22 protein-coding genes are annotated in these 25,351 nt (G+C 58.0%); 12 read left to right on the plus strand and 10 right to left on the minus strand.

The window, feature by feature from the left end; genetic code table 11:
• Positions 1–121 precede the first annotated feature (121 nt).
• The 4 genes from VEG30_06250 to VEG30_06265 form a co-directional block, all read right to left on the minus strand.
• Positions 122–2,065 (minus strand): hypothetical protein, encoded by a 1,944-nt coding sequence (locus VEG30_06250; GenBank protein ID HXZ79512.1) that lies wholly within the window; start codon positions 2,063–2,065, stop codon positions 122–124.
• A gap of 324 nt (positions 2,066–2,389) precedes the next feature.
• Positions 2,390–2,989, minus strand: a complete 600-nt coding sequence (locus VEG30_06255) for a cytochrome c (GenBank protein HXZ79513.1) — start codon at positions 2,987–2,989, stop codon at positions 2,390–2,392.
• A 71-nt stretch (positions 2,990–3,060) separates the two neighbouring features.
• Positions 3,061–3,399 carry a hypothetical protein gene (locus tag VEG30_06260; GenBank protein ID HXZ79514.1) on the minus strand — a complete coding sequence of 113 codons (339 nt, stop codon included), beginning with the start codon at positions 3,397–3,399 and terminating at the stop codon, positions 3,061–3,063.
• A gap of 6 nt (positions 3,400–3,405) precedes the next feature.
• Complete coding sequence (locus VEG30_06265) at positions 3,406–3,849, minus strand: GAF domain-containing protein (protein ID HXZ79515.1); 444 nt, start codon at positions 3,847–3,849, stop codon at positions 3,406–3,408.
• Between the two features lie 246 nt (positions 3,850–4,095).
• Here VEG30_06265 and VEG30_06270 point away from each other — a divergent pair, with 246 nt between their 5' ends.
• The 7 genes from VEG30_06270 (at position 4,096) to VEG30_06300 (ending at position 12,452) form a co-directional block, all read left to right on the plus strand.
• Positions 4,096–6,288, plus strand: a complete 2,193-nt coding sequence (locus tag VEG30_06270; GenBank protein ID HXZ79516.1) for a tetratricopeptide repeat protein — start codon at positions 4,096–4,098, stop codon at positions 6,286–6,288.
• Between the two features lie 556 nt (positions 6,289–6,844).
• On the plus strand, positions 6,845–7,897 hold the full coding sequence (gene hemE, locus VEG30_06275; protein ID HXZ79517.1) for a uroporphyrinogen decarboxylase: 1,053 nt from the start codon (positions 6,845–6,847) through the stop codon (positions 7,895–7,897).
• The gene (gene hemH / locus VEG30_06280; GenBank protein ID HXZ79518.1) at positions 7,897–8,862 is read left to right on the plus strand and encodes a ferrochelatase; all 966 of its coding nucleotides are present in this window, start codon (positions 7,897–7,899) and stop codon (positions 8,860–8,862) included. The genes hemE and hemH overlap by 1 nt, the downstream gene beginning before the upstream one ends.
• A gap of 5 nt (positions 8,863–8,867) precedes the next feature.
• A complete protein-coding gene (hemG, locus tag VEG30_06285; protein ID HXZ79519.1) occupies positions 8,868–10,343 on the plus strand; it encodes a protoporphyrinogen oxidase in 1,476 nt (491 codons plus the stop codon).
• 95 nt (positions 10,344–10,438) lie between these two features.
• Complete coding sequence (locus tag VEG30_06290; GenBank protein ID HXZ79520.1) at positions 10,439–10,750, plus strand: antibiotic biosynthesis monooxygenase; 312 nt, start codon at positions 10,439–10,441, stop codon at positions 10,748–10,750.
• A gap of 57 nt (positions 10,751–10,807) precedes the next feature.
• Entirely contained in the window at positions 10,808–11,437 is a 630-nt protein-coding gene (locus VEG30_06295) for a TIGR00730 family Rossman fold protein (GenBank protein HXZ79521.1), read from the plus strand.
• Positions 11,438–11,654: 217 nt separating this feature from the next.
• Complete coding sequence (locus VEG30_06300; protein HXZ79522.1) at positions 11,655–12,452, plus strand: hypothetical protein; 798 nt, start codon at positions 11,655–11,657, stop codon at positions 12,450–12,452.
• 49 nt (positions 12,453–12,501) lie between these two features.
• Here the strand turns inward: VEG30_06300 and VEG30_06305 are convergent, their stop codons facing one another.
• Together VEG30_06305 and VEG30_06310 are read right to left on the minus strand one after the other, a co-directional pair.
• Positions 12,502–13,536, minus strand: a complete 1,035-nt coding sequence (locus VEG30_06305; protein ID HXZ79523.1) for an acyltransferase — start codon at positions 13,534–13,536, stop codon at positions 12,502–12,504.
• Between the two features lie 55 nt (positions 13,537–13,591).
• The gene (locus VEG30_06310) at positions 13,592–14,680 is read right to left on the minus strand and encodes a nitronate monooxygenase (protein HXZ79524.1); all 1,089 of its coding nucleotides are present in this window, start codon (positions 14,678–14,680) and stop codon (positions 13,592–13,594) included.
• Between the two features lie 40 nt (positions 14,681–14,720).
• On the opposite strand from VEG30_06310, the gene VEG30_06315 reads away from it, so the two are divergent.
• Positions 14,721–16,208: a M20/M25/M40 family metallo-hydrolase gene (locus VEG30_06315; protein HXZ79525.1), complete on the plus strand. Its 1,488-nt coding sequence runs from the start codon at positions 14,721–14,723 to the stop codon at positions 16,206–16,208.
• Between the two features lie 139 nt (positions 16,209–16,347).
• Here the strand turns inward: VEG30_06315 and VEG30_06320 are convergent, their stop codons facing one another.
• The gene (locus VEG30_06320) at positions 16,348–17,052 is read right to left on the minus strand and encodes a TetR/AcrR family transcriptional regulator (protein ID HXZ79526.1); all 705 of its coding nucleotides are present in this window, start codon (positions 17,050–17,052) and stop codon (positions 16,348–16,350) included.
• A gap of 174 nt (positions 17,053–17,226) precedes the next feature.
• On the opposite strand from VEG30_06320, the gene VEG30_06325 reads away from it, so the two are divergent.
• Positions 17,227–17,559: a hypothetical protein gene (locus VEG30_06325; protein HXZ79527.1), complete on the plus strand. Its 333-nt coding sequence runs from the start codon at positions 17,227–17,229 to the stop codon at positions 17,557–17,559.
• A gap of 269 nt (positions 17,560–17,828) precedes the next feature.
• Positions 17,829–19,496, plus strand: a complete 1,668-nt coding sequence (gene murJ / locus VEG30_06330; protein ID HXZ79528.1) for a murein biosynthesis integral membrane protein MurJ — start codon at positions 17,829–17,831, stop codon at positions 19,494–19,496.
• A 3-nt stretch (positions 19,497–19,499) separates the two neighbouring features.
• Here the strand turns inward: murJ and VEG30_06335 are convergent, their stop codons facing one another.
• Complete coding sequence (locus tag VEG30_06335) at positions 19,500–19,700, minus strand: hypothetical protein (GenBank protein HXZ79529.1); 201 nt, start codon at positions 19,698–19,700, stop codon at positions 19,500–19,502.
• A 134-nt stretch (positions 19,701–19,834) separates the two neighbouring features.
• Positions 19,835–20,353 carry a polymer-forming cytoskeletal protein gene (locus VEG30_06340; GenBank protein HXZ79530.1) on the minus strand — a complete coding sequence of 173 codons (519 nt, stop codon included), beginning with the start codon at positions 20,351–20,353 and terminating at the stop codon, positions 19,835–19,837.
• A 501-nt stretch (positions 20,354–20,854) separates the two neighbouring features.
• Between VEG30_06340 and VEG30_06345 the strand changes: the two genes are divergently transcribed.
• Complete coding sequence (locus VEG30_06345) at positions 20,855–23,431, plus strand: VacB/RNase II family 3'-5' exoribonuclease (GenBank protein HXZ79531.1); 2,577 nt, start codon at positions 20,855–20,857, stop codon at positions 23,429–23,431.
• Between the two features lie 70 nt (positions 23,432–23,501).
• Here the strand turns inward: VEG30_06345 and VEG30_06350 are convergent, their stop codons facing one another.
• On the minus strand, positions 23,502–24,701 hold the full coding sequence (locus VEG30_06350; protein HXZ79532.1) for a metallophosphoesterase: 1,200 nt from the start codon (positions 24,699–24,701) through the stop codon (positions 23,502–23,504).
• Between the two features lie 242 nt (positions 24,702–24,943).
• Between VEG30_06350 and VEG30_06355 the strand changes: the two genes are divergently transcribed.
• A complete protein-coding gene (locus VEG30_06355; GenBank protein ID HXZ79533.1) occupies positions 24,944–25,255 on the plus strand; it encodes an iron-sulfur cluster assembly protein in 312 nt (103 codons plus the stop codon).
• Positions 25,256–25,351: the final 96 nt, after the last annotated feature.

Below are 25,351 nucleotides of genomic sequence, written 5' to 3' on the forward strand. Positions count from 1 at the left end.
CAAGGCCGGGCAAAAGAAAAGGGGGCACTCTATGGCGAGTGCCCCTGATTACTGTCAGGAACAATATCCGCGTTATCGCGGAAGCGTTTCAAAGCCCGCCAGCCCGACAGTGGCCATTGGACTACAGCGACGACAGGAAATTCACGAGGTCATTCATATCCTGATCGCTGAGACCGATGTTGAATCTCTGGTTGTAGAAGTTGACCAGGTCCTGCAGAGTCGCTGCGCTCCCGTTATGGAAGTAGGGTGCACGCGACGCCAATCCGCGCAGTATCGGTCTCTTCATCCTCCCCAGATCGTTACATTGGCCAGTGATAAGCGCAAACCCCGGATCGGTGGTCTGAAAAACGTCGTACGTGTTTGTCGGGTCGGGGTTGCTGAAGTACTCTATCGAGCCCTTCGGGCAATAGAAGGTGAACAACGGCTCCCCAGGCCCGGGTGGCAAGGCGGTACCGCAAGGTGCAGGAACGGGATTCTGCGCAGTCGCGGTTAGAAAGGTGGCGTGCTGGCAGAAATTATCGCCAATGCCGGTATGGAACCCTGGCATTCCGGCATCGTCTCCCACATTCACCACGTTGTGGCAATTAGTACACCTTCCAGTGAGTTTGCCGCCGGTGGCTGGAGTGCCGCGGCCAGCGCCCGGGATATCGCTGAATCCCGATACGCCGGCGATGACGAAGGTGCGGGTGTTGAAGATCTGCTGTCCGCGGTAAATCGACGCGCGAGACTGGGAGACGAAGTCGTTGCCGTTAATGCCCGCCCAGTTATCAAACAACGTGAACTCGGATCCCGGGGTGAGGACCAGGTTTGGCGTGGGTGGACTTAGCCGCTGTTCGAAGAGACTTGCGTCTGCTGCGAGAAAGCCAGCCAGGTTTTGCGCGCCACCAGTTGCCCCGCTGCCATCGACGCCGGTCAGGTCCTGTCCCAGAATGTCCCAAGCCTGGGCGAAAAAGACATTGGTCTGAAACTGTACGGCCTGACAGACTGGAGATCCTGCGTTGAGGGGATTCGTGGGAGGACAGTTTTCAGGGTTATTCAGTGCCATCAGGCAGGCTGTGGGGAGCGGGAATGAAGAGTTGAAGTTAACTCCCGCGCAGGCGGCAGGCATGGGGTTGGCCAGGGTTCCTTCCAACTGATTCAGTTGCCGCTGGGTGGCCTGGGCGTGGAAGCCATTGGCGCCAATGAACTGCGTGATCAGGTTCGGCTCACGCGAATCCCACATGATCGCGAATCCTCCCATGGTCGGCGAGCCGGTAGGAACAATATTGGTGTTGTTTTGCGCGGGTGACTTTCCTAAGCAAAAGCCTCCATTGTTACAAGGAGCGAAAGTGGGGCGTATCCGGCCCGGGGTGGAAGCCGGTGCAAGCCCAAGTGGCCCCATCGGATCGAGGAAGGCCAAGTTGGCGGCCGGCAACACCCGACGGTAAACCGATGCTTTGCCGGCCGGCAAGCCGTACTTGGGGTCGTTCTCACAGCCGGTCGGGTCGTAATTGACAAGGACTTTAGACCATTGCTGATTCGCCTTGGCCGGCAGGTCCACATTGATTCGGAAATTGGCTCTTGTGAGCAGCTGTGAGTGCGCGTAAGCAAACGCTGCCCCATTGCTGGAGTTGGCACCCGGAGAAGTCGGACAGTTCGCGGCATCGATGCGGCTGAACAGGGTGGCATTCGGACCAGCCAGAGCGTAGGTGGCTCGGACTGAGGCGGGGGTGAGCGCCCAGCCGTCCTGGGGCTGGTGACAAGTGAAACAGGTGCGGCCATTTGTGCCAAGCGAGGCAAAAAAACCGTTGTTCTTGGTTGTGGTCGCCCCATTTGGTTGATAGCTGGTGATGGTGCCGCTCGGGTTGGCGAACGACATGGACGTGGGAATCCTGCTCGGGGTTTGGCCACTGAGGATCTCCAGCAGCGTCTGCCATGCGGGCCAGTCCTGGGCGCTGATGGTTGAATTAACGCCTGAGCTGCCAACTTGCGCGTGAGCGGGTTCCGGGCGGGTAACCCTGAACGCCACCAGACACATGGCAACCAACAACAAAGCAATAGCAACTCTTCGAGGAGTGTGCTTCATATCGCCTCCTTGAGGGGGGACCTTCCAGTTCTGTGTTTCTTAGTAAAGCCCCATCTTTCCGGCCAGAGGTGAGGCGGGAAGATACCGTTTGGCGATAGAGTGCGCTGCAACTTCTGGCTTTGCAATTCTCCCGACTGCCTAGGCAGCGGGGCTAATCAACACCATTTACTGCTGGTGTGGGGCTTGGAGTCCTGCCTGAGACAGATTCTCCCGGTCCGGTTAGCGAAGATGAGTTCGTGAGGTAAGGTGAAGTTTGAGCAGGAATCAAGCTAAGCGCCGGATAGGAGAGAAACCAGCGTCTATCGCTGCGCAGCGGTCAGGCCATCAGTGGCTGTTTTTCTGGTTGTGGCTGTGATTATGTTCGTGGGCCTGGGTGTGCTGCGCCTCCGCCTGCTCACCGTGTGAAGCCGGCTCCGCGGGTTCGCTTAACGCCGCCGTCACTGAGGCAGGCAACTTGTCCGCGTTAGCCAACAGCAGCGCGATCTGCCACGCCTCGGTCGGCGAGAGGTGCTTATCGAATGCGGGCATGCCGGTGAGGCGAATGCCGTTGATGATCTTCCAGTAGGTCTCGCCGGGCGGGTCTCCGGTTAAGCGCTCATCCTGATGGAACACTTGCGGTGGCCTGGGGTATTCGCCCCTGGCGATGAAAGGAGCGGGTTTGTCGGGCACACCGTGGCACATGGCGCAATGCTCCATGTACTCGTGCGCGCCGGCAAGCAGGTTCTCTTCGGAAGGTTCAATAGGCGCTGTCTTTGGCGCTTCCTTCCGGGCGCGAGCGTCCAGGCTTCCACGCGCTAGTTTTTCTTCGAAGGGCCAGGGAGGCGACGAAGTCGCTACCGGCGCGAAGCCCTGGGCAAAGTAGATATAGAGGAACAGTGCGGTGCACGCCAGCGTCACGACCACACCCAATAAAAATCCTTTCACCCCATGCCTCCCATAACGGCCAAGATTAGACGCTGGCTACAGCCTCAGCGTCTGTCTGACTCTTCGCACACTCAGGAAGTATTCGAGTCGTCTTCAGGTTGGGGCACGGCGTCTGGACGATCGAGGAAGAAGGTTACAACTTCCTCGAATACTTGCGTGCCGACGTTCACGGCGCGGTGCACGCGATCGCCAGGCTCCGACCAATCCACTTCGCCCGCCGTGACCTTGCACGATAGAGTCTCGCTGCCATCGCGGAACTCGATGTTCAGCAGGTCTCCGCTCAGGACAACCGTCACGCGATGGAAGGGATCGCGATGCCAGGGTGTGGACTCGCCTGGAGCCAGCCTCTGTCGCCGCACCAGGTAATTCCCGCGGTGATGGAGTACCTGCTGATTGGGCGGTTGGGTCATAGTCGATCAGCAAGTCACGCTTTCCAGCCTGGGCATGAGTCTAGCAACGGATTGGCAACAGCGTTGGAGTGTTTGCAAATCCTGTTCGGAGAAATCCGGTCCCGCCGCAGCAGGACTTGTGCCCTTGCGCGAGATCTGAATCACGCCCCAGACGTCACCAAAGCTGTCAAGGATAGGAGCCGACATCAGCTTTTGAATTACCTGGGCGTCTGGATTTTCGTCAGCCGTACCGAGCTTCACCATCTCGAAGACGCTGCTGTGCTTAATATTTGCGAAGGTGTTGAAGAGTTCGGCTTTCTTGGACAGAGCAGTTTTTGCGGCTACGGCCGAGCTGGTGAGGGGAATCGAACCTGCGCTGCGCAGTTCAGCCGGAAACAAAAACCTTAGCAGCTTTCCTTGAAGCACCAGCAGCGCGACCTCGGTTTTGCGCAGCTGAAAGATATTCGCCAATTGCTGGCAGACGTCTTCCGCGCTGCATTTGGGATCGCTCGCCAGTGCGTCGAGAGAATCGATGGCATCAGTCCTGGGGCATAAAGTTCGATCATTGTTTCGCAGGGCGATGCTGAAATCAATGCAGGACAGGATACCCAGTTCAGGGCGCAGTTACCTTCAGACGTACCCTTTCGGATAGGACAGGCGGCTTGGTTCGCCACATATAATCCGCGCGGATACCAGGAAGCTGGGAGATTTTCAGACTTGGACAAGAGTAGCCAAAAGGCTCGAAGCGGGCCGTGGATCTACAATCCCTGGGTCGACGAGACGGTAGGCTGCGGCGGCTGGTCAGCGCCGTTGTTGCTGCTTACGTACGTGGCGTCGAGTTCACATGCTATCGCGTGGTCGATAGGGTTTTACGCGCTGGCTTTATTCTTCAATTATCCCCACTACATGGCGACGCTGTACCGGGCGTATCACACGCGGGAGGATTTCGCGAAGTACCGGATCTTCACCCTCCATATCACGTTGCTGATAGCTTCAACCCTGGTTCTGTTGCACGCGTTTCCGCGCCTGCTCCCGTGGGTGTTCACGCTGTACCTGACCTGGAGCCCATGGCATTACAGTGGCCAAAACTTTGGTCTGTTCATGATGTTTGCGCGGCGCGCGGGAGCGCAGCCTTCGTCCGGAGAACGCCGCGCATTGTACTGGGCTTTCGTAGCTTCTTACCTGTTCCTGTTCCTGGGATTTCACACCGGTCATTCGATTGATCCCCTGTTTGTTTCTCTCAATATTCCCGCTCCTGTGAGCCATTGGACGCAATTGCTGCTGGGCACCTGTTTCCTACTGCTGTCTGGCTTTGGCATGCAAGGCTTGAGCAAGAGGAGTGGATGGCGACCGCTGATACCGTCACTGACCCTGCTCTCGACGCAGTTTGCGTGGTTCCTGCTTCCGACCATTCTGTCGCTGGTCAAAGGGTGGCAGATCCCGCAAAGCCGCTACAGCACGGGTGTGCTGGCGTTGATGCATTCCGCGCAGTACCTGTGGATCACGAGTTACTACGCGCGGCGGGAGGCCAAGACCAACGAGAGCGGCAGCAAACCATCAGCCTGGCAACCGCTGCGTTACTTCGGGTTGATGATCGTCGGAGGAATTGCTCTGTTCATCCCCGGACCCTGGGTGGCGAGCTACTTCTTTCATGTTGATTTCGGCACCAGCGTCCTGATCTTCAGTGCCATCGTGAACCTTCACCATTTCATTCTCGACGGCGCGATATGGAAGCTGCGCGATGGGCGCATCGGCAGCCTGCTTCTCAATTCGCAGGAGCGCATCAAGGCTGGCGCCGAGGCTGCCAGTCTGGGCTTTGGCCGGGGTGCACGCTGGCTGGCAGGGGCCACGCTCCAGGCACGGGCTCTGCGAGTGAGCCTGGCACTAGTATTGGTGGCGTGGGCAGTATTGGATCAGGCACGCTACCTGGAAGCGGTTGGGGACAGAACTCTGGCTGGTTTACATCGGGCCGCAGCCATGAACTCCGCCGATGCGGCGCTGCAGATGCGCATCGCCAGCAAGGAACTGGAACTCGGAGACGGCAAGAGCGCAGTGGAGGCCTGGAAGCGCGCCATTGCCATCGCGCCAGCCAATCCTGCTCCCCGCAACGCACTGCTGCACTACCTGACGGAGGAGGGCCGATACCAGGAGGCTTACGAACTGACTGGGCAGTGGGCGGCAAAGAATCCCCGGGATTCGGACCTGCTAGTTAATCACGGCGTGCTGGCGAAGGAACTGGGTCACGCGGATGAGGCCTTTGCAAGCTGGCGGCGGGCGCTTTCGGCTAATCCTTCCCAGCTCGCAGCACACCTGTATCTAGCCGATGAATTGGAATCGCGGGGTCAAGCGCAAGAGGCAATTCCTCATTACGTGATCTACCTGGAGAAAATCGCCCAGCAGGGCGCGGAGCAACTCCCTCCGGCGGACAAGGTAGCGCCAATCCTCTTCCGTCTGGCCAAGTGTCAGCAACTGGCCGGCCGCGAGGAGCAGGCGGCCAAGTCATATGAGTTAGCGGCAACGATTGCAGGACGCAGCGGGCAAGCCAGGCTACAGAGTGTGGCCCTTGCCGGTGAAGCTGATCTGCGAGCGAGGCAGGGGAAAGCCGAGCAGGCACTTCATTTGTATCAGCAAACGCTCAAGCTGGATGCATCAGCGGGAGATCCCAAGGGCGAGGCGGTGGATTGGTACAACTACGCGCTGTTCCTGCGCGAGCACAACCGTCCGGCTCGCCTGGTTTACGCGTGTCTCATGAAATCGCGCAGTTTGCTTAAATCGCCTCAGGACTCCACAGAGCTTCAAATCGTGAACCGCGATATCAAAGAGCTTGCAAGAAGGATTCCGCGGGAAGCGCTTGAGACCGAGCGCGACCCGGAGGCGGCAATCCAACAGGCTCTCGCGGTAACGATGTAAAAGGCGCCTTTCTCTTTCGCAGTACTTGATTTTGCAGCCGGCACTCGCAACTCCGACGTCCATTTGGGGTTTCAACTTTCGACAGGCATTATGTTCACGGCTGTACAACTCGGAACAGCACCACGACGCATGTTCTTCACGCTGCTGGGATATGTCGAAGGGGCGGTTCTGGTGTATCTTGCGCGTGTTTTCTGGCCTCTTCCATTCAGCCGTGACTTCTTGCTCCTCAGTTCACGCGCGCTGGTCGCTGGTTTACAACCTGTCCGAGTATTTGCCAAACCGCTTGCCGCGATGGTTCTGACTTTGATTTTGAGTCTTCAACTTCTGCTCTTAGCCCGTGTCAGCTGGTTCGGCCGCGCAGTTCTCTCGAGTCTGCCTGGGAGCGGCGATTCGTTACTGCTGAGCCGATAATCGTCCAGCTCCAACCGTAGTGTGGCAGGCAGGACGGCTAGTCGCCCCAGGATGCCGGTCCTTGTCCTCTTGTGACTTACATCACAAAGTCTGGTGAGGTGATTCGCGGGCTTGCTTTGGCGCCAAAATGCTACATTGGAAGGCAGTGGCTGCCCCCCAATCCAACTTCGTCAAAGCCTGTAAATGCCTGCCCACCGATTCCACTCCGGTGTGGTTCATGCGTCAGGCCGGGCGCTATATGGCGGAATACCGCGCAGTTCGCAAACGCCACTCCCTGATCGAAATCTGTAAGACGCCGGCGCTTGCGGCAGAGGTCACCATCACCGCCGCTGAAGCGTTAGGGGTTGATGCCAGCATCATCTTTGCTGATCTCCTGCTGCCGCTGGAAGTGATGGGCCTGGATTTCCATTTCGAGGCAGGCGAGGGACCGGTGATCGAGAAGCCAATTCGCGATGCCGAGGGTGTGAAAGCATTGCGCAGCGATCGCTCCAGCGAGCTGAGCTATGTGGCCGAGTCGGTGCGGCTGGTGGTCCGGCACTTCGGCGAGAAGTTGCCGGTGATCGGATTTTGTGGAGCCCCCTTCACCCTGGCCAGTTACATGATTGAAGGGGGCGGATCGCGTCATTACATCGAGACCAAGAAGCTTATGTACCGCGATCCCGAAGCCTGGGACGAGTTGATGGCTAAGCTGGTCACAGTTCTTGCCGAGTATGCTTCCGAGCAAGTGCGGCAGGGAGCCGATGCCGTCCAGGTCTTCGATAGCTGGGTGGGTTGCCTCGCGGTGGAGGACTATCGCCGCTACGTGCTTCCGCGCACCCGCGATCTGGTGCAGCGCTTGAAGAAAACGGGCGCACCGATCATCTATTTCGGGACCGACAGCGCGACCCTGCTGGCATCGATGCAGGAAACCGGAGCCGATGTGATTGGCCTTGACTGGCGCATCCCACTCGATGTGGGTTGGAAAACACTTAGTTTCCAAGGCGCCGTGCAGGGAAACCTCGACCCGGTAACCTTATTCGCCGATGTCAAGGAGCTGCGCACCCGGGCCCTGGATATCCTGGAGCGAGCCGCCGGACGTCCCGGTCACATCTTCAACCTGGGACACGGCATTCTCCCGGAAACCCCGGTGGAGAATGTCAAAGCTCTCGCGCAAATCGTGCACGAGCATTCGGCAAAAATGCTGAGGACGGAAGCGTGATGACGACGAATGGGTCGAACGCGAATTCCAAAACAGCCGTCCTGCTGCTGGCTCACGGCAGCCCCGATAGGGTGGAGGAGATCCCCGAATTTTTGCGCTACGTTACTGGAGGGCGGCCGGTGCCAGACGCGGTGGTGGCAGAGGTCCAGCATCGCTATGGACTGATTGGCCATTCGCCGCTGACGGAAATCACTTTGCGCCAAGCACAGGCGCTATCCGAACAGATTCAGCTCCCTGTTTATGTAGGTATGCGCAATTGGAATCCGTTTATCGCCGACACAGTTCGTCAAATGGCCGCGGACGGAATCGAACGGGCGGTAACGATTTGTCTGGCGCCGCAGAATTCCCGCACCAGCGTGGGGCTTTATCGGAGTGCTCTCCAGGGCCAGCTGGATACCATGCCATTCGAATGTGATTTTGTGGAAAGCTGGCACGATCACCCGCTGCTAATTCGGGCCTTCGCCGAGAAGCTCAAGGCAGGCTGGACACGAGGCTGCGAAGAAGCGGGCGAAGGTCTGCCGGTGATCTTCACCGCCCATAGCGTTCCGCAGAGAACTATCGCCGAAGGCGATCCCTATCAGCAACAGGCACACGACACGGCGGCGTTGGTGGCGATGGAATCTGGTTTCTTGAGGATGGAAGATTGGACCTTCGCATTTCAGAGCCAGGGAATGTCGGGCGGTCCCTGGCTGGGGCCAAGCGTAGAAGACACGATTGCGGATCTCCAAGGCAGAGGCCACAAGGGAATATTCGTGCAGCCTATCGGCTTTGTCTGTGACCACGTGGAAGTCCTCTACGACATCGATATCGGTTTTCGGAAGTTCGCCGCCGATCGTGACATGAAGCTGTGGCGGGCGGAGTCGCTGAACGATTCGCCACTCTTTATCGCGGCCCTGGTGGATGTGGCCCGTTCGCGGCTGGCAACGGGGGCACCGCCGCAGAAAATTGTTCAGATCAAAGTGTGAACCTGATGAAGAGAGTGGCTATCGTCGGGGGCGGAATTTCAGGGCTGGCAGCCGCCACTGTGCTGGAGCAGGCGCGAAAGGCCGGGAGCCCCGTCGAGTACACGATCTTTGAATCCAGTAATCGGCTGGGCGGGGTGATGGTTACCGAGGTCGTCGAAGACTGCGTTCTCGAGGCCGGGCCCGATTCGTTTCTGACTGAGAAGTCTTACGGCCTGGATTTCTGCCGGTCTCTGGGACTCGGCGATCAGCTTATCGGGTCGAACGATGCCGAGCGCAAAACCTACATCCTGGTTGAGGGACGACTGGTCGCGATCCCGGACGGTCTGATGTTCATGGTTCCGACACGGATCCTGCCCACGCTTACGACTCCTTTGTTTTCGCTTGGCACGAAGCTGCGCATGGGCATGGAACTGCTTCGCAAGCCGAACTCAACACCAGCTCAACAGGATGAGACGGTAGCCGAGCTGGTGGAACGGCATTTCGGAAAAGAGATGGTGGATAGGCTGGCTGATCCATTGCTGGCAGGCGTGTATGGCGGCGATGCCGCTTCTCTGAGTGCGGCTGCGGTGTTGCCTCGCTTCGTGGAGATGGAAAGGAAATATGGCAGCTTGAGCCGGGGAATGCTGGCCGCGCACCGAAGAATGGAAGAGATGGCGCACAAGAGTCCGTCTGCGCAGAATTCCAAGCCGCGTCCTCTGTTCAGCTCGCTAAAAAATGGAATGCAGCAGCTGGTGGATTCCGTCGAGGCAAGGCTTTCGCCGCAGGCATTGCGCACCCGTACGACGGTGAGCGAGATCGGGCAAGTTGGCGGGGGCTGGTTGGTGTCCATCAACGGGACCCGTCATCCGTTTGATGCAATCGTGCTGGCGCTGCCGGCCACTGCGGCGGGCATTCTGCTTAGCTCAGCCAGCCCCGCAGTTTCTGCCGAACTAAAGCAGATCGCCTATAGCTCGTCGGTTACGGTGACGCTCGGTTACGAGCGGCCGGCACTGCAGCAGCTTCCTCCTGGGTTTGGTTTTCTGGTGCCGCGGACGGAAGGCAAGCGGATGCTAGCCTGCACATTTGTGCACAACAAGTTTCCGCATCGGGCGCCGCCTGAGCGTGGAATAATTCGCTGCTTTTTGGGAGGCCTGCACGACGAAGGCATACTGGGGCTGAGCGACGCAGAAATCCTGAATATTGCGCGTCTCGAGCTGAAACAAGTTCTGGGACTCGCGGCCGAGCCCAGGTTCAGCCGCATTTATCGTTGGCAGAAGTCGATGGCCCAGTACGGGCCTGGGCACCTCGATCGCATTGCGCGGATCCAAAGAGAAGTCGATCAGATTCATGGTCTGGCGGTTGCGGGGAATGCCTATCAGGGAATCGGGGTACCGGATTGCATCGCCTCAGGTCTGAAAGCCGCGTCTTCGATACTCATTCAGCTCGGGCTTTCTGCCGCGAGCGCAACGACCGAGCCGGTACCGACGACAGTTCGCCGCTGAGTGCTGTTCAAATTGAACCTGCCAATCCGCAAGAAGTGCAAGCTTCTTGCCCCCTGGGTGCGTATAGGCAGGCTGTGGACAAAAGGAGCAGAGAGATGATCGCGCGAGTGTGGCATGGCTGGACCAAACCCGAAAACGCTAACGCTTATGAACACCTGCTGCGAAGCGAAATTCTTCCTGGAATCCACCGGGTGGCGGGATATCGCGGCGCCTATCTGTTGCGCAGCGACGGCAAGGGTGGTGACGAGGTCGCTTTCATCACTATCACCCTGTTCGACTCGATGGATGCAGTGCGCGCCTTTGCCGGTGAAGACTACGAAAAAGCTGTGATTCTTCCCGAAGCCCACAAGCTGCTGGCGCGTTTCGATGCCAAGTCCCAGCACTATCAGGCGGTGATTCAGCCCTGACGGGCGTGTCCAACCGGTGATCTTCTCAAGCCTTCTTCTACCCAGTAAGCTTTGAATATGCATATCGAGCGCGTCTGTGTTTATTGCGCCTCCAGCCAGCAGGCGGACCCGGTCTACCGGGCCACAGCATATAGGCTGGGCGAAGTTCTAGCGGCCAACGGAATCACCATCATCTACGGTGGAGGCGGCCTGGGCTCGATGGGCAGCCTGGCAGAGGGCGCCCTGGCAAATGGTGGTTGCGTGATTGGGGTGATTCCTCGCTTCATGAAGGAGTTGGAGTGGTCACACAATCAATTAAGTGAGCTGCAGCTGGTGGAAAATATGCGCGAGCGCAAGCACCTGATGCTCAAGGACAGTGATGCGGTTATCGCCCTGCCTGGAGGTTGTGGCACGCTGGAAGAATTGTTTGAGGCGATCACCCTGAAGCGCCTGGGTATTTACTTAAATCCCATAGTGCTGGTGAACGTAAAGAAATTCTTTGATCCCTGCCTGGAGTTGCTTGATCACTGCATCCGTGAGCGCTTCATGGATGTGCGGCATTCCGATATGTGGACGGTGGTAGATGAACCGGAGCAAGTGATCGACGCCATTCGTTCTGCGCCCCGCTGGAACGCTGATGCGCAGCAGTTTGCCGTCCTGGTGGGCAAGGCGGTTCCTGAATCAGCGAGTCCTAGAACTTCGGAGTGACAACAAATCCCATCTTATCGGGTTAGCATATAAAAAGAGGCCAGGCCACTGATTAAGCGGAGCAGGGAGCGGAGCTCCGAAATCAGAAAACGGAGCATTCAAGAGCAGTGCCGGCGCCGGAGGGCGGGATAAGTTCGTTTCGAATAACCAAACGGTTCGTAAAATGCCTGCTAATTGGCGGCCTGGATATTCGTCTTGATGAAGTGAGCAGTTGGGGATGAAGAAGAAACTGGCAGTCATAATTTCCGTAGTCGTAGCACTGGTGCTATTACAAGCGGCCGTGCACCGGCAGTTGCGCGCGCAGTCGCAAGCCGCCCAGCCTGTACATGACATGTCTCACATGACGCAACCGGATGGGCAGGACGCCGGCATGGATCACGCGGTGCACGCCATGTCCCATAAGCATATGGATATGGGTCCGCACATGAAAATGACGGATCTGCGGCCACTCCAGCCAGGTGACAAAGAGAAAGCCGACGCCATCGTCGCCGAGACGCGAACGACTCTGGACAAATATCGCGACTACAAGGTCGCGCTGGCAGATGGCTACCGTATCTTTTTGCCAAATCTTCCGCAGAAGATGTATCACTTCACAAATTACTGGTACGGATTTGAAGCGGCCTTTCGTTTGAATCCAGAGCACCCAACATCCTTGCTCTACGAAAAGACTGTCGACGGCGGCTGGAAGTTGATTGGCGCCATGTACACAGCACCGGCGCAGGCGACGGAAGAGGAGTTGAACGAGCGCATTCCGCTAAGCATCGCGCAATGGCACGAGCACACCAATTTTTGCGCTGCCCCCAAGGGGCTGGAATCGGAATACTTCGGCTCCAAAGCGCGCTTTGGCCTGGCCGGTTCGATTGTCAGCGAAGGTGAATGCCAGAAGGCAGGCGGGAGCTTCAAGCCCGTGATCTTCGGATGGATGGTGCACGTGTATCCCTTCGAGAAATCGTCCGCCGAGGTCTGGTCGGTGGAGCGGCAGATGGACCACAGTCACGGCGGACACATGGATTAAGCCGGCAATCCATATCAGCATTCAGCTTCATGCCAGCGAACTGCCGGAACTAAGCTGGCGCCACAGTGGACAAGGCTGGCTCCGATGCCGTCTCCGAGGCAGGATGCAGGCTGATACGCGACGATAACCGCTGCGAGGGCTCTTCGACCAGGCAGTACATCAGATAGGCGGCAGCCAGAGAAGCGCCCACGGCAGCAATATCAATCATCAGAAGGTAAGAACCGGAGTACGGCAGCCGTGAGGCCAGGCCGATGAAGGTCAGCCCTACAGGCAAATGCAACAGGTAGAGCGAATAGCTCACATCACCCAACTTGTTGAACCAGCGGTTCTGGAATGAGCAACTGGCGATTACCATTCCGGTTGCTGCCGATACACAGGCGACGGGCAATCCGATGGGCGAGCGCATCATCGCGAGCACTGCCGCAATTGAGAGCAGCGTGCGTATTCCGCCACTTAAACCTACCCGGTATTGAAATACGAAAACACCCAGCAGGAAGATTGGCACGCTGTGAAAAACGAGCCGCTCATGGCGCATGCCAAGATAGAAGCTGCCCATTAAGAGGGACGCCGTGGCCACCTGAACCCAGGCCCTGCGGTTCGAGAGTAAGGGGAAAACTAAGCCAATCAGCAGGTACCACTGGAGCTCGACGGCGAGCGTCCAATACACGACGTTGAACCACGGCTTGCCGGCGACGTCGTTCAGGTAGAAGAAGTGCAGAAGCAGCTGGCTGAATCCCACTTCCGGCCGGTATCCATCCGCCGTAGGCACCCAGAGCGCGGCGTAGATCATGACCAGCGTAATCACGATCGAAGCTACGTACGGCGGATGCAGGCGTGCCAGCCGCTTTGCCGCAAAACGAAAGTAGTTCTGCAGCCGATATCCTGCGCGATACATGCTGTAAGGAATGATGAATCCGGAGATGACGAAGAAGACGTGAACTCCGAGCCATCCATACGCGCCGCTGCGATGCAATAGCGGGTGCTGTCCATAGGTGAAGTGGAACCAGCAGACAGCGAGCGCAGCCAGTCCGCGAAGCGCTCCTACGATTTCAATGCGTGTCTGGCTCGATGGAGGAAGCACCATTCATCATACTATTTGGGTCATTCGACGGGTGATCTTATGATGTGCGACGGTGCTGTCAGGTTGTGCTGTGGAGTTCCCTTCCGCGAGTCGTGCTGTTCATTTCCTCCACCAGGGATCGCACCAGCTGGGCAGCAGGCATGGCGCGCGCACGGGCAACGCCTTGTCCTGCATAGAGAGAAAGAAATCCTGGCTCGCCCCGCTGGGCTGCCGCGGTGCGCATAGGGCGCGTGAGGGCATTCTGTACCGGATACGGGAGGATCAGATCTTCTTTCCCACGCAACTGCTCAATAAACGTATTCACGAGTCCACGTGCGGGACGGCCGGAAAAGGCGCGTGTGATCACGGTTGTATCGCGTGACGCCGCCAGGATCGCCTGTTTGTATGCCTGGGAGGCGCCGCTTTCCGGGCAGGCTAAGAAGGCTGTGCCCAGCATTGCTGCCGTGGCGCCTCTTGCCAAGACTTCGGCGATGTCGCGGCCGTCCATCAAACCCCCGGCGGCGATTACCGGCAACGACACCGCGCGGACTAAACCACTTACCAGATCGCGTATGGGAACCATGGCTGCATCAAAGGGCGCGGCGAAAGTACCGCGATGCGCTCCCGCTTCGCTGCCTTGCGCGATGACCGCATCGACACCGGCGCGCTCCAGCATGCGGCCTTCCTCTACGGTGGTTGCCGTGCCCAGAACCAGAATGCCAAGCCTGTGAAGGCGCTCCATATCCTCAACCGACGGAATGCCAAAGGTGAAGCTGAAAACCGCCGGCCGCGCGTCGAGCACTGCTTCCAGTTGCTGTGGGAACGGATCCGGAGGTATTGGGGGCAGAGTGGCAGGCGTTATGCCCAGTTGCTCATGGACGGGTTTGAGCAAAGTCAAAATCGGTTCTGCATCCAAGGGACCAGCGTGATCCCAGCCGCCGGCAAACAGATTCACGTTGAATGGCTTGTGGGTGAGCTGCCGAATTCCAGATATCGCTTCCTTGATTTGCGCTGGTGTCATGTAAGCAGCGCCAAGCGAGCCGAGACCTCCGGCATTGGAAACCGCGGCAACCAGTTCCGGCGTGCTCGGTCCGCCGCCCAAGGGAGCCAGAATGATTGGATGCTCGATGCCGAACTGTTTTAAGAATTCACTCTTTCTGGATATCATCACCTGAGTGCTCCTATCTATAAACAGAGGACCGGATCCCTTGAAAAGGCTCTATTTTCGTAGCGTGGTTGTTGCCGCCGCCCTGCTGCTTTGTCTGATCGCTTCGGCGGCAGACAGAACCGAAGAACAAAAGACTTCTTACCGCAAGGCCATGGAAGTGGCGGATCAAAAGATTGCCGACGAGGTAAAGGCACACTCCGAACTGATGAAGAATCTGGAATACCTGACCACGCAGATCGGACCGCGGTTGACGGGCTCGCCGCAGATGCAGAAAGCCAGCGACTGGACCCTGCAGCGCTTCAAGGAGTACGGCATTGCCGCACATCTGGAGACGACGGAGATTCCCCAGGGTTGGACGCGCGGGAAGGATCAGGCGGAGATCGTCGCCCCGGTTTCGCGGCAGATCGAAATTCGCGCTATGGGATGGAGCAAATCGACCAACGGCGCGGTGACGGGTCCGGTGCTGTTGGTGAAGGCCAAGAAGATGTCCGACCTGGGAGCTTACAAGAGGAAAATAAAGGGAGCAATTGTATTGCGGGAACCAGTGGAATTGCCCTCGGCGAACGAGGTGCCAGAGAACGCTTATGATGCGGTGATTGCGCCTGCGCGCGGCGTGCAGGAAGGTCCTGAAGCGGGTTGGTCGGAGCGCAGGAAGCTGCTTAATGCCATCGCGGCCGAAGGCCCGGCGGTGATTTTGCTGGACAGCGGAAAGACGGACAGCCTGTTCAGCATGTCATCGCTCAGCCGCTACCGTCCCTCGGATGCGCCTTTGGGATTCCTCACTCATGAGGATTACAGCCTTATCTATCGCCTGTCGCAGGCGGGGCCAGTCACGATGAAAGTAAACCTGAGCGGGACGTTCAGCGCCGGGCCGGTGCCGGCATCCATAACGATCGCCGAGATTCAGGGCAGCCAGTTTCCTAACGAACGCGTGATCATCGGGGGTCACCTGGATTCCTGGGACCTGGGCCAGGGTGCGCTCGACAATGGCACCGGGGCAATGGCCGTGATCGAGGCGGCACGCACATTGAAGGCTCTCGGCTGGCAACCCCGACGCACGCTTACTTTCATTCTCTTCACGGGAGAGGAGCAGGGGAGCATCGGCGCGGACTTGTATCTCGACAAACACACGGCTGAAATCCCGCAAATGGACGGGGTGCTGATTCTCGATACGGGCACCGGCAAGGTCTTTAGCATTGCCCTGGAGAATCTCTACCAGACCGCGCCGCTTATGGCTGAAATCTACACTCCCCTCAAAGAAATATTCGACCTGGAGCCGCTCAGCACGAGATATTTCGGCGCTTCAGATCACGTGCCCTTCCTGAATAAGGGTGTGCCGGCATACTTCTGCGTTCAGAGGGTGGCGAAATACGGGGAGGCGCATCACAGCCAGACCGACACGTTTGACAAAGTGATCCCCGACGAAATTAACGAGGGTGCGGCGCTCTTAGCCGCCTGGATGTGGAACGTCTCGGAGATGCCGGAGGCGCTGCCTCATCATGCTACTAACACGGAATTTGAGGACTAGGCGAGGCAGCAGGCGGCAAATTAGCAAGGAGCAGTGGGAAGCTATCTCATATGAACCGCATGAGGAAACCGTGTGTTCCCCCAGGGGCTAAGGCCCGCATTTTTCCTGGCCTAGTCGGCACGGCTGAAGCCGTGCTAGTTCAACTTGCTCGCGCAAGCGAAACTCCCGATCCTGTCAGCCCCGGAAGGAATTGACCTGCCGGATCCGTAGCCGCCGATCTCAGGCGCTCGATGACACCGCGCCGCGCGCGCTCGAACGCATCTTCTTGTCCGAGCAACTGGAAGACCGAGTTGGCTTCATGCACCAGTGCAACCAGCTCGAACGCGATTTGTGCAGGGTCGAGTTCCAGGCTGATCTGACCCAGGCTCTGAGCGCGCTGCACCTCACCGCGAATCGCTACGTACCACGCTCTCATCAGGCTGACAATCTTCTCGCGCACCGGCCCGGAACGGCTGTCGAATTCGGCTGCTACTGCAGCAAAAAAGCATCCACCCCGAAAGGTCCGACGTTGGATGCAGGCGATCCATGCCTCCAGCATGGCGCAAAGACGTGGGATGCCGGGCTGTGATTCGGCGGCTGGGTTGACTACCTCCTGCATAAAAGTTTCACGGGCCGCCTCAACTACTGCCAGCTGCAATTCTTCCTTGCAGCCGAAGTGCGAGAACAGCCCGCTTTTGCTCATGCTGAGTTCAGAAGCGAGGCGTCCAATGGAAAGGCCGTCCAAACCCTCGGCGGAGGCGATATCAGCGGCGGAACGCAGGATACTTTGACGTGTCTGCTCGCCTCTGGGAGTGGTGTACTGGCGTGCCGGACGTGCGGGGCTAAACGAACGATCGTGCTTCATGGGCCGATTGTTCGCCCGAAACCTGCAATCGTCTAGAAACTATCTTGATTCCCGCTCGGCTCGAGCAGCTTCTTCGGAGATGGCCACAAGCACACAGAATCCGGCAATGCACCAGTTGCCTCCCTTCCATTCTGCCGCTAACCTTCCGCCACACACTAGAAGCCTGGAGGCGTGATGCAGATTGACCGTCTGGCAAAGCTGCTCTTGTTGCTGATTGCGATTTTTTTGGGAGTGATCGGGTTGCGTCCGGTGCTTGCTCCAGAGCCAGTGCAAGCCCAGCCGGATGGCTCGAATCTCTACATTGAGCCCGGGACCACCATGCTGCGCGCGCCCGATGGAAGCACTCAGGTGCAGGGCAAGGTTGTAATAGATCTCAGCAATGGAAAGGTGTGGGGTTATCCCACGCTGAACAGCGCTCCCTATCCGATCGACGTAACCACGTCAACTCCTCCTGTGTCGCGCCCTATTTATCTTGGCCGTTTTGATCTCGGGGCGATGCACAAATAGGTCAGAGAGCGCGGACAGAGTGGCTGGACAAAGTGTTTGTGAGAAGTCTGTCGTGCCCGAGGGCACTCACAATTTTGTTTCATTTTCCGCGCGGCTGAGGTTGGAGGCCATGCCATTCAGCCCCTCCGGGGCTGTATCTTTGACTGTCTCCAACCACCTGGACCTGGCGAGAACGAGCTTTCGCACAACCCTGGAAAATTGCAGTAACGAAGCGGGATCATAGAAGCTGGGCCGCGTCCTGGTTAACTTGCCATGCGTGTAGAATCGCGATGGCGACATTCATGGGCGTTCTCCCCGCATCAAGTCCTGCACAGCGCAGCTTTCTGCACCGTGTTTTGCGCGCCCTGAGGCCGTCGCACGAGCACTCCGCATTTTCCGCCACCCTTCTGCTGATGACGGCGGTGATGCTGTCGCGAGTGATTGGTTATGTGCGGGAAGCATACATTGCGTGGGCATTTGGCGCGGGTCCGCAAACTGACGCCTATGTCGCCGCGTTTACACTTCCTGACTTTTTGAACTACATCCTGGCCGGCGGCACCGCCTCCATAACGTTCATTGCGATCTACACCCGTTTTCTGACGAAGCAGCGCGAGACCGAGGCTCAGGAAACGTTCTCCGTAATCATCACGGTCATGACCAGTGTGCTCACACTGGGAGTAGTGGTGGCAGAAATATTCGCGCCCCAGATCGAGCGGGTGATCTTTCCGCGATTCTCGCCCGAACAAATTCGGCTCTGCGTTTTTTTGACACGGATCCTGCTGCCGGGGCAGATCTTCTTCTACGTCGGGGGCGTGGTATCGGCAGTCCTGCTTTCCCGCCGGCTGTTCCTGATCCCCGCGTTCGCACCGCTGCTCTATAACCTGTTCATCATTCTGGGGGGCGTGCTCCTGTCCGGCCGCCTGGGTATAGCTTCGTTGGCGGTGGGCGCCCTTGCTGGAAGCTTTACCGGGCCATTCCTGATCAACGCCATGGGAGCGGTACGCACCGGGATGCGGTACGTGCCGAATTTTGATACCGGCAACCCTGCGTTTCGCGAATGGGTGGGGCTATCTATTCCGCTTATGTTGGGAGTCTCCCTGGTAACTGCCGACGATTGGATCTTGCGCTATTTCGCCTCTGGGGGAGCGGGTGACATTACTCGCCTGAACTATGCCAAGCGGCTTTTCGCAGTGCCGATGGCGGTGCTGGGGCAGGCGGCAGGTCAGGCTTCGCTTCCATTTTTCGCGCGTCTGTTTAACGAGAAACGCCTGCGGGAATTCGCAGAGACCGTCAGCGGGGCGGTGTCTCGGATTTCTGCGGCATCGTTCCTGGTTACAGCCTGGATGATGGCGACGGCTCTTCCAGTGATCGACCTGGTTTACCGCCGTGGCCGGTTTCACTTCGGGGATTCCCGCGAGACTGCGGCCTACTTTTTCTGGTTTGCGCTCTCACTAGCCTTCTGGTCGGCGCAAGCGATCTACTCGCGCGGTTTCTACGGCGCCGGCAATACGCTCACGCCGATGGTCGCCAGCAGCATCATCACGGTTGCGTCGCTTCCGGTGTACTGGTCGCTGTTTCATGCGCTCTCGGTTGTGGGCCTGGCGATTGCTTCCGATATCGGCATTATGGCTAACACGGTTGTGCTTGCCATTCTGCTGCACCGCCGTAGCCTGGTGCCGGCTCAACTTCTGGGTTGGAAAGAGCTGGGGAAGGCAGCGATCACAGCGCTGTTTGCTGGAGTCGTAAGCTACAAGGTGGCGGGTGTGTTCGCGATTGATGGCAGCCGTCGAGCTGATCTGGAAGCGCTGGCGCTAGCGACGATTACCTGGGCGGCGGCAGTCGCCGGAGGGCTTGCGATCACTCGCTCACAACTATTGCACGATCTGCGGCAACGGCGTCGAGAACCATCGGCGGAAAGCAGTGCGCCGGAGGCGCTAAGCAGCCGCGCTGAACCGTGAGAATCAGCGCAGGATGCGCATGCTTTTCCAATCGTAGGCGAACTTTTTCCCGCAATCGAGGCAGACGACATAATGAGTGGGGCGGTCGCCGACTGAGTCCCAATCACCCTCAGGCCTCTTCACCGGCTCCGCAGCGGTAAAGGGCTTGGAGACATTCCGGTGCCGGCAGGAAATGGAAAGCAGTTGCAAGACCTTTTCCAGCATATGCGCTCGAGCGCCGCGCAGCTCGACGCCCGGGCGCAGGGAGAGGAGAGTGCAACTGCAGCGGCAATTCAGATCAGTTGAGGCTGAGGGAAAACGAAGCGCTTCCACTCAGCCTGCCATTAAACTCTCACGTTCTAAACCCGGGCGGGCGTGGCGGACGCCGTTTCCACGGCTTCTTTGGTCTCGCCGTTCACTTTCTGGCCGGGCTTGCGGATGTCGATACCACCCTTGAAGAAGGCGCCATCTTCGATGCTGATGCGCTGGGCGACTACGTCACCGGTCAGCGAGCCTTCGGTGCGGATATCCACGCGATCACTGGCAGCCAGGTTACCTTTCACCTTGCCCAGGACGACAATCTCGCGCGCGTTTATGTTGGCGTTCACGACGCCATTGCGGCCGACGGTGACGCGGTTGCCAGGAAGATTGATGGAGCCCTCGACTCGGCCGTCGATATAAAGCGACTCGGAACCGGAAACCTCACCCTTGATAACCAGCGACTTGCCAATGGTGGCCTGGTCCTGCGGGGTCACGGTGGCATTGCGTGGCGCCGCCGCGGGAGTGGGTTCAGTGTAGGCCGGCGCCGCAGGGGGCGACGTACGCGGCGGCTCAGGTGTAGAGGGGGTGGGTGTACTGGAACTCGTGGGCTTCCACATGTACTTCAAATCCTTTCCTGTAGGGGATCAACGGGTAACACTCGCACTTTTCTCGCCAAAACCTGCCAGCGTCCAGCAATGACACGAACCAGCGCAAACACAGCCTGTGCAGGTCAATTCAACTCTGATAAGGCGCTGGCTGGTCTTCTTTGCCTTCGCGAATTTTTTTCGTGGCGATGTAAATATTGCTGGTGTTACCGACTTAGTTATACCCGTGTTGCGCCGTTGCCGCAAATAAGAAAGGTGTGGAAAACATCTGGAAAACCTGGGCCCTTGGGCCGAAGTACATGGCCCACGGATTCGAGAGATTCCCACTGACAGGAATTTAAAAAGACTTCCTGGCATAGGTGCTTTTGGTTGCCGGACTCTGGATTTCTTAAAATTTCTTCGTTCTCTGCCAATTCGTGAAATCCGTGGCGGTCCTGTTCCGCGCCCGGTCATTTCCGGACACAGAACAAGGGGAAGACTGCGAACCCACTCCCCATTAAAATCGAAATAGTCATGCTGTCGGACAGCGCCATCCTGCGAAAAATCGAGCAACAACCCAAGCAATCCGCCGGATTCAAGCAACTGGTGCGCGAACTGGGCCTTAAGAATGAAGAACGACGCGAGCTGGAGCATCGTTTGGAAACGATGGTCAAGCGTGGACAGTTGACCCACTCTGACGATCGCTATGCCATGCCTCGCCGGGCGGCGGCGAAGAACCAGGCTGTGGGGCGGCTGATTATGCATCGCGATGGATATGGTTTCGTAATCCCGGAGAGCGACGAAATTCGTGGCCTTATCCAGGGTGACATCTTCGTCAGCGAGCGCGCTATGGACAACGCCATGCACGGAGATCGCGTGCTGGTGGAACTGGGAGCGATCCGCTCCGATGGTCGGGCTGAGGGGCGAATCCTGCGAGTGCTCGGACGAGCTCACCCGACCGTGGTCGGAACCTTTCACTACGGCAGCAAATACAACTACGTTCGGCCGATCGATGAAAAGATCACGCAGGACATCATCATTCAGCGGGGCCAGGAGTACCCGCGCCCGTCAGAGGCCGAAGGTGAAGAGATGGAGTCTGACCACAGAGGCGGCCAGCCATCTCCAAGAATTCGACGGGAGACGCCACACCGTGTCCTGGGCAAGGAAGCCAGACGAACCACGGAGTGGAGCGACCTGGAGGGCGTGGTCGTGGATGTGGAGATCACCGATTGGCCCACCCCCACGCAGAATCCGCGGGGCCGCGTGCTGGAGATTCTTGGTTATGAAGACGATTTTGGGGTGGATGTCGAGATCATCATCCGCAAGCATCATATCCCGCATCGATTTCCGACGGAGGTGCTGGAGGAAGGGCAGCAGTTTGAAAACATTCTTTCCGCCCGCGAACTGCGCCAGCGCCGCGACTACCGCAATCTTCCCATTGTGACCATCGATGGTGAGACCGCACGCGATTTCGACGACGCGGTTACGGTTCGGCGGTGCTCGAACGGCAATTTCGAATTGCAAGTGCATATTGCAGATGTGGCGCGGTATGTCACCGAGGGCACGGCACTGGATCGGGAGGCGAGGTTGCGAGGAACCTCTGTGTACTTTCCGGACCGCGCTGTGCCCATGTTGCCGATGGAGCTTTCGACCGATCTCTGCAGCTTGCGGCCACAGGTCGATCGGCTGGTGCTGTCCTGCGTGATGGAGATCGATCACCAGGGAGAAATCGTCAGATTCGTTCTCAACGAAGGCGTCATCCGTTCCGCCGAGCGCATGAGCTATACCGACGTGAACGCGATCCTGGAGGGGGATTCCATCCTGCGCCAGCGCTACGCCGGCATCGTGGACATCTTTGAGCTGATGCGCGAGCTGGCGATGATTTTGCGACGAAAGCGGGAGCGGCGAGGGTCGATCGACTTCGACTTACCCGAGCCAGTCATCGAGTTCGACGAACTCGGTCTGATGAAAGCCATCACCCGCTCAGAACGCAACATTGCTCATCGCATCATTGAAGAGTTCATGTTGTCAGCGAACGAGTGTGTCGCCTCCTACCTGGATCAAAAACAGGTTCCCAGCCTATACCGCATCCATGAAAAGCCGGATCCCAAGAAGGTGTTCGAGTTTGAGAGCCTGGCCGCGGCCTTCGGATATTCGCTGGGGGTAGGCGCATTGCCTGTACGGCGCATGGAGGTGAAGGCCGATCGGCGAGAGCGGCGCGGTACTGGCCGCAGTGCCCGCCAAGTCGAGATTCCGCAGGATGTTCGCATCACGCCGCGTATGTATCAGAAACTAGCACAGAAAATCGAGGGCAAGCCGGAGGAGCGCATCCTTTCGTACCTGATGCTGCGCTCGCTGAAGCAGGCGCGCTACTCCGAGGAGAATGCGGGCCACTTTGCCCTGGCCGCGAGCAGCTACACACATTTCACTTCGCCCATTCGGCGCTATCCCGATCTCATCGTGCATCGGATATTGAAGGAAGTGCTGCGTGATTCAGCGGAAGAGCACGACGGCGAGATTCCAATTGGAGCAGGCCGGCTGGTGGCTTCTCAGCCGGGATGGGAGCGCGCCGGATCAACGCCTCAGACCGTGCGGGATGCCGCGACCGATAGCCGTTCGCCCTGGTCCAAGGGATCGCCCAAGCGAGCTGATCGCGGGCATCATTCGCGCGCGCCGGGAAGTCAACAACTGCAAGGTCCAATTCCGTTGCAAGTCCTGCACGAGATCGCAGAGGAGAGCAGCGAATCCGAGCGCCGCGCCGATGACGCTGAACGTGAGCTGATGGACTGGAAGAAAGTGAAATTCATGGAGGAGCGCATTGGAGAGCACTTCGATGGTCTAATCATCAGTGTTACGAAATTCGGTTTCTTTGTGGAGTTGACCGAATTGTTCATCGAAGGACTGGTGCCGCTGGCCACGCTTACCGATGACAGATACACGTATCACGAGAACACCAAGCAGATCATCGGCCAGCGCAACCGCAAAACCTACGCGCTGGGGCAAACTGTGCGAGTGCTGGTCGATCGAATCGATCCGGTGATGAAAAAGATCAACTTTGCGGTGGTGGAGGAGATTTCGTCACGAGCGCAGCGGCGAGGACGGCGCGCGTAGAAGGCACAGGTCCGGTTCCAGGCGTTAGCCGGAACCGAACCTGCAGAGTCGCGCAACAGCCGACTGCAATCTAGACGGTGACCGAATCGAACAGGCTCACGCTGGTGGGAGTCTTGAAAGGCACGACGAAGTACTCAAACGTCAGGTGCTTTTTGTCGGCAGTCACCCGCAGGAAGCCGGGATTATCTTCGTTATAGTTCTCGAGAGTGACGTCCTGCAGGGTAGTGGTGAAGGGAGTCTTGATAGGCTGTCCTGCTTTGCGCTGAAGCTTGTGCATCAGGGTGTCGGTGTTGGCGTAACCACCGGCGCCGGCCACCAGGTAGGGGACGGTCTGCTTGCCCACTTTTCGTGAAAACCTCTGGTAGTTGTGCACGTGTCCGGAGAGGATCGCGTCGGGAATGCGCCTGGTTTTTTCGATGGCGCGATCGAGAGCCGAGAGGATATCGGGACAGCCGCCGTGGCTGCTATCAAGCGAAAACGGCGGATGGTGCACGGTCACCAGAAGCCAACGATCCGCGGGAGCATTTTTCATCTGATCCTCAAGCCAAGCCTGCTGTTCATTAGTACCGCGGGCATCGAGCGAGCCCTCGACATTGGAATAGAGGCCAATGATGTTGAGCAAGGGAGTTTCCAGGGTCCAATACACATAAGGCTGGGTCATGGTGTCGCGATAGGGATAATCGTGATGCGCGAAGGTGTCGCAGAAATTCTGGATGAACCCGTAGAGCGTAGGTTCGGTGTCGATGGGATCGCCCTTGCGAACACGAATGTCGCCATCGTGATTGCCGGGAATGGCGAAGATGGGAGCGGGGTAGTACTGGTAGGGCTCGTAGAACTGCCACTTGTACAGTGTGCTCTGGCCATTGAAGTAGATTACGTCTCCCAGGTCGTAAAAGAACATGGGCTTTGCGCCATCGCCGGCCTTGGTGATCTGAGCTTCCATGGCATCGGAGATGGCACGCTGCACGTCGTCGCCGTGGATGCCACCCGTGTCGCCCACAGAGTGGAAGACGAGTTGTCCTGACTGCGCGATGCGAGTGTCGGCATCGGGGAGGATGCTGACGAGTGGAAGGGTGAGATTGACGTTGTTGGTGACGGGAGGGGGCTCGAAGTAAGGATCATCCTTAGGGTCGGCGACGGGATCTCCGAAGGGACGACGCGACTTGCCGAAATTCTGTCCCTTGGGCGCGGAGCGCTGAGTCAGTATGCGTGGAGTTTGCGGAAAGAAGCTGGGCTGACGGCTGGGTTGACGGGTCTGTACGGCTGGCATATTCACCTCGTGAATAGAGATTCAATAGGCCATAGGTATAGGAAGATTCACCGAATTTTCAGATTTGGCGGCGTGACCCGGAGTGTCATGATTTGGAATCCGGGACTGAAAAAGCGCCAGCCTATCCACCCCGAAGGAACTTGAACATTGTCGCCGAAAAGCTGCTGCCTTGCTGCTTTTTCGCGTTGGCTTCACGAATTAAGGAACGAGGTGGAGAAAATGAAATCCGCTACAATTGCGTTATGCCGATTTCCAGCGAAGATGTAATGGACAAGCTGCGCAATTGCTATGATCCGGAGATCCCTCTGAACGTGGTAGATCTGGGATTGATTTATGGTGTGCAAGTAGAGAACGAAGGCGACGTAGTAGTGGAGATGACCCTCACCGCGCAGGGCTGCCCATCGCACGCCGAAATCAGCCGCGACATCCGCCAGACGCTGCTCAGTATGCCCGGTGTGAACACCTGTAAAGTCAATGTGGTCTGGGATCCGCCGTGGACGCCACAGCGCATCAGCCCGGAAGGCCGCCAAAAGCTGGGAATTGAAGACGAATAGGCTCATCGAAAAGCCGATGCGGCGCGTAACAGGCAAATCAGAAGCCGACGAGCGTGAGCTGGCTCGCGTCTGGGGATTCGCGCTCTCACTTCGGGT

This window comes from Terriglobales bacterium (assembly GCA_035624455.1).
Classification (GTDB): domain Bacteria; phylum Acidobacteriota; class Terriglobia; order Terriglobales; family Acidobacteriaceae; genus DASPRM01.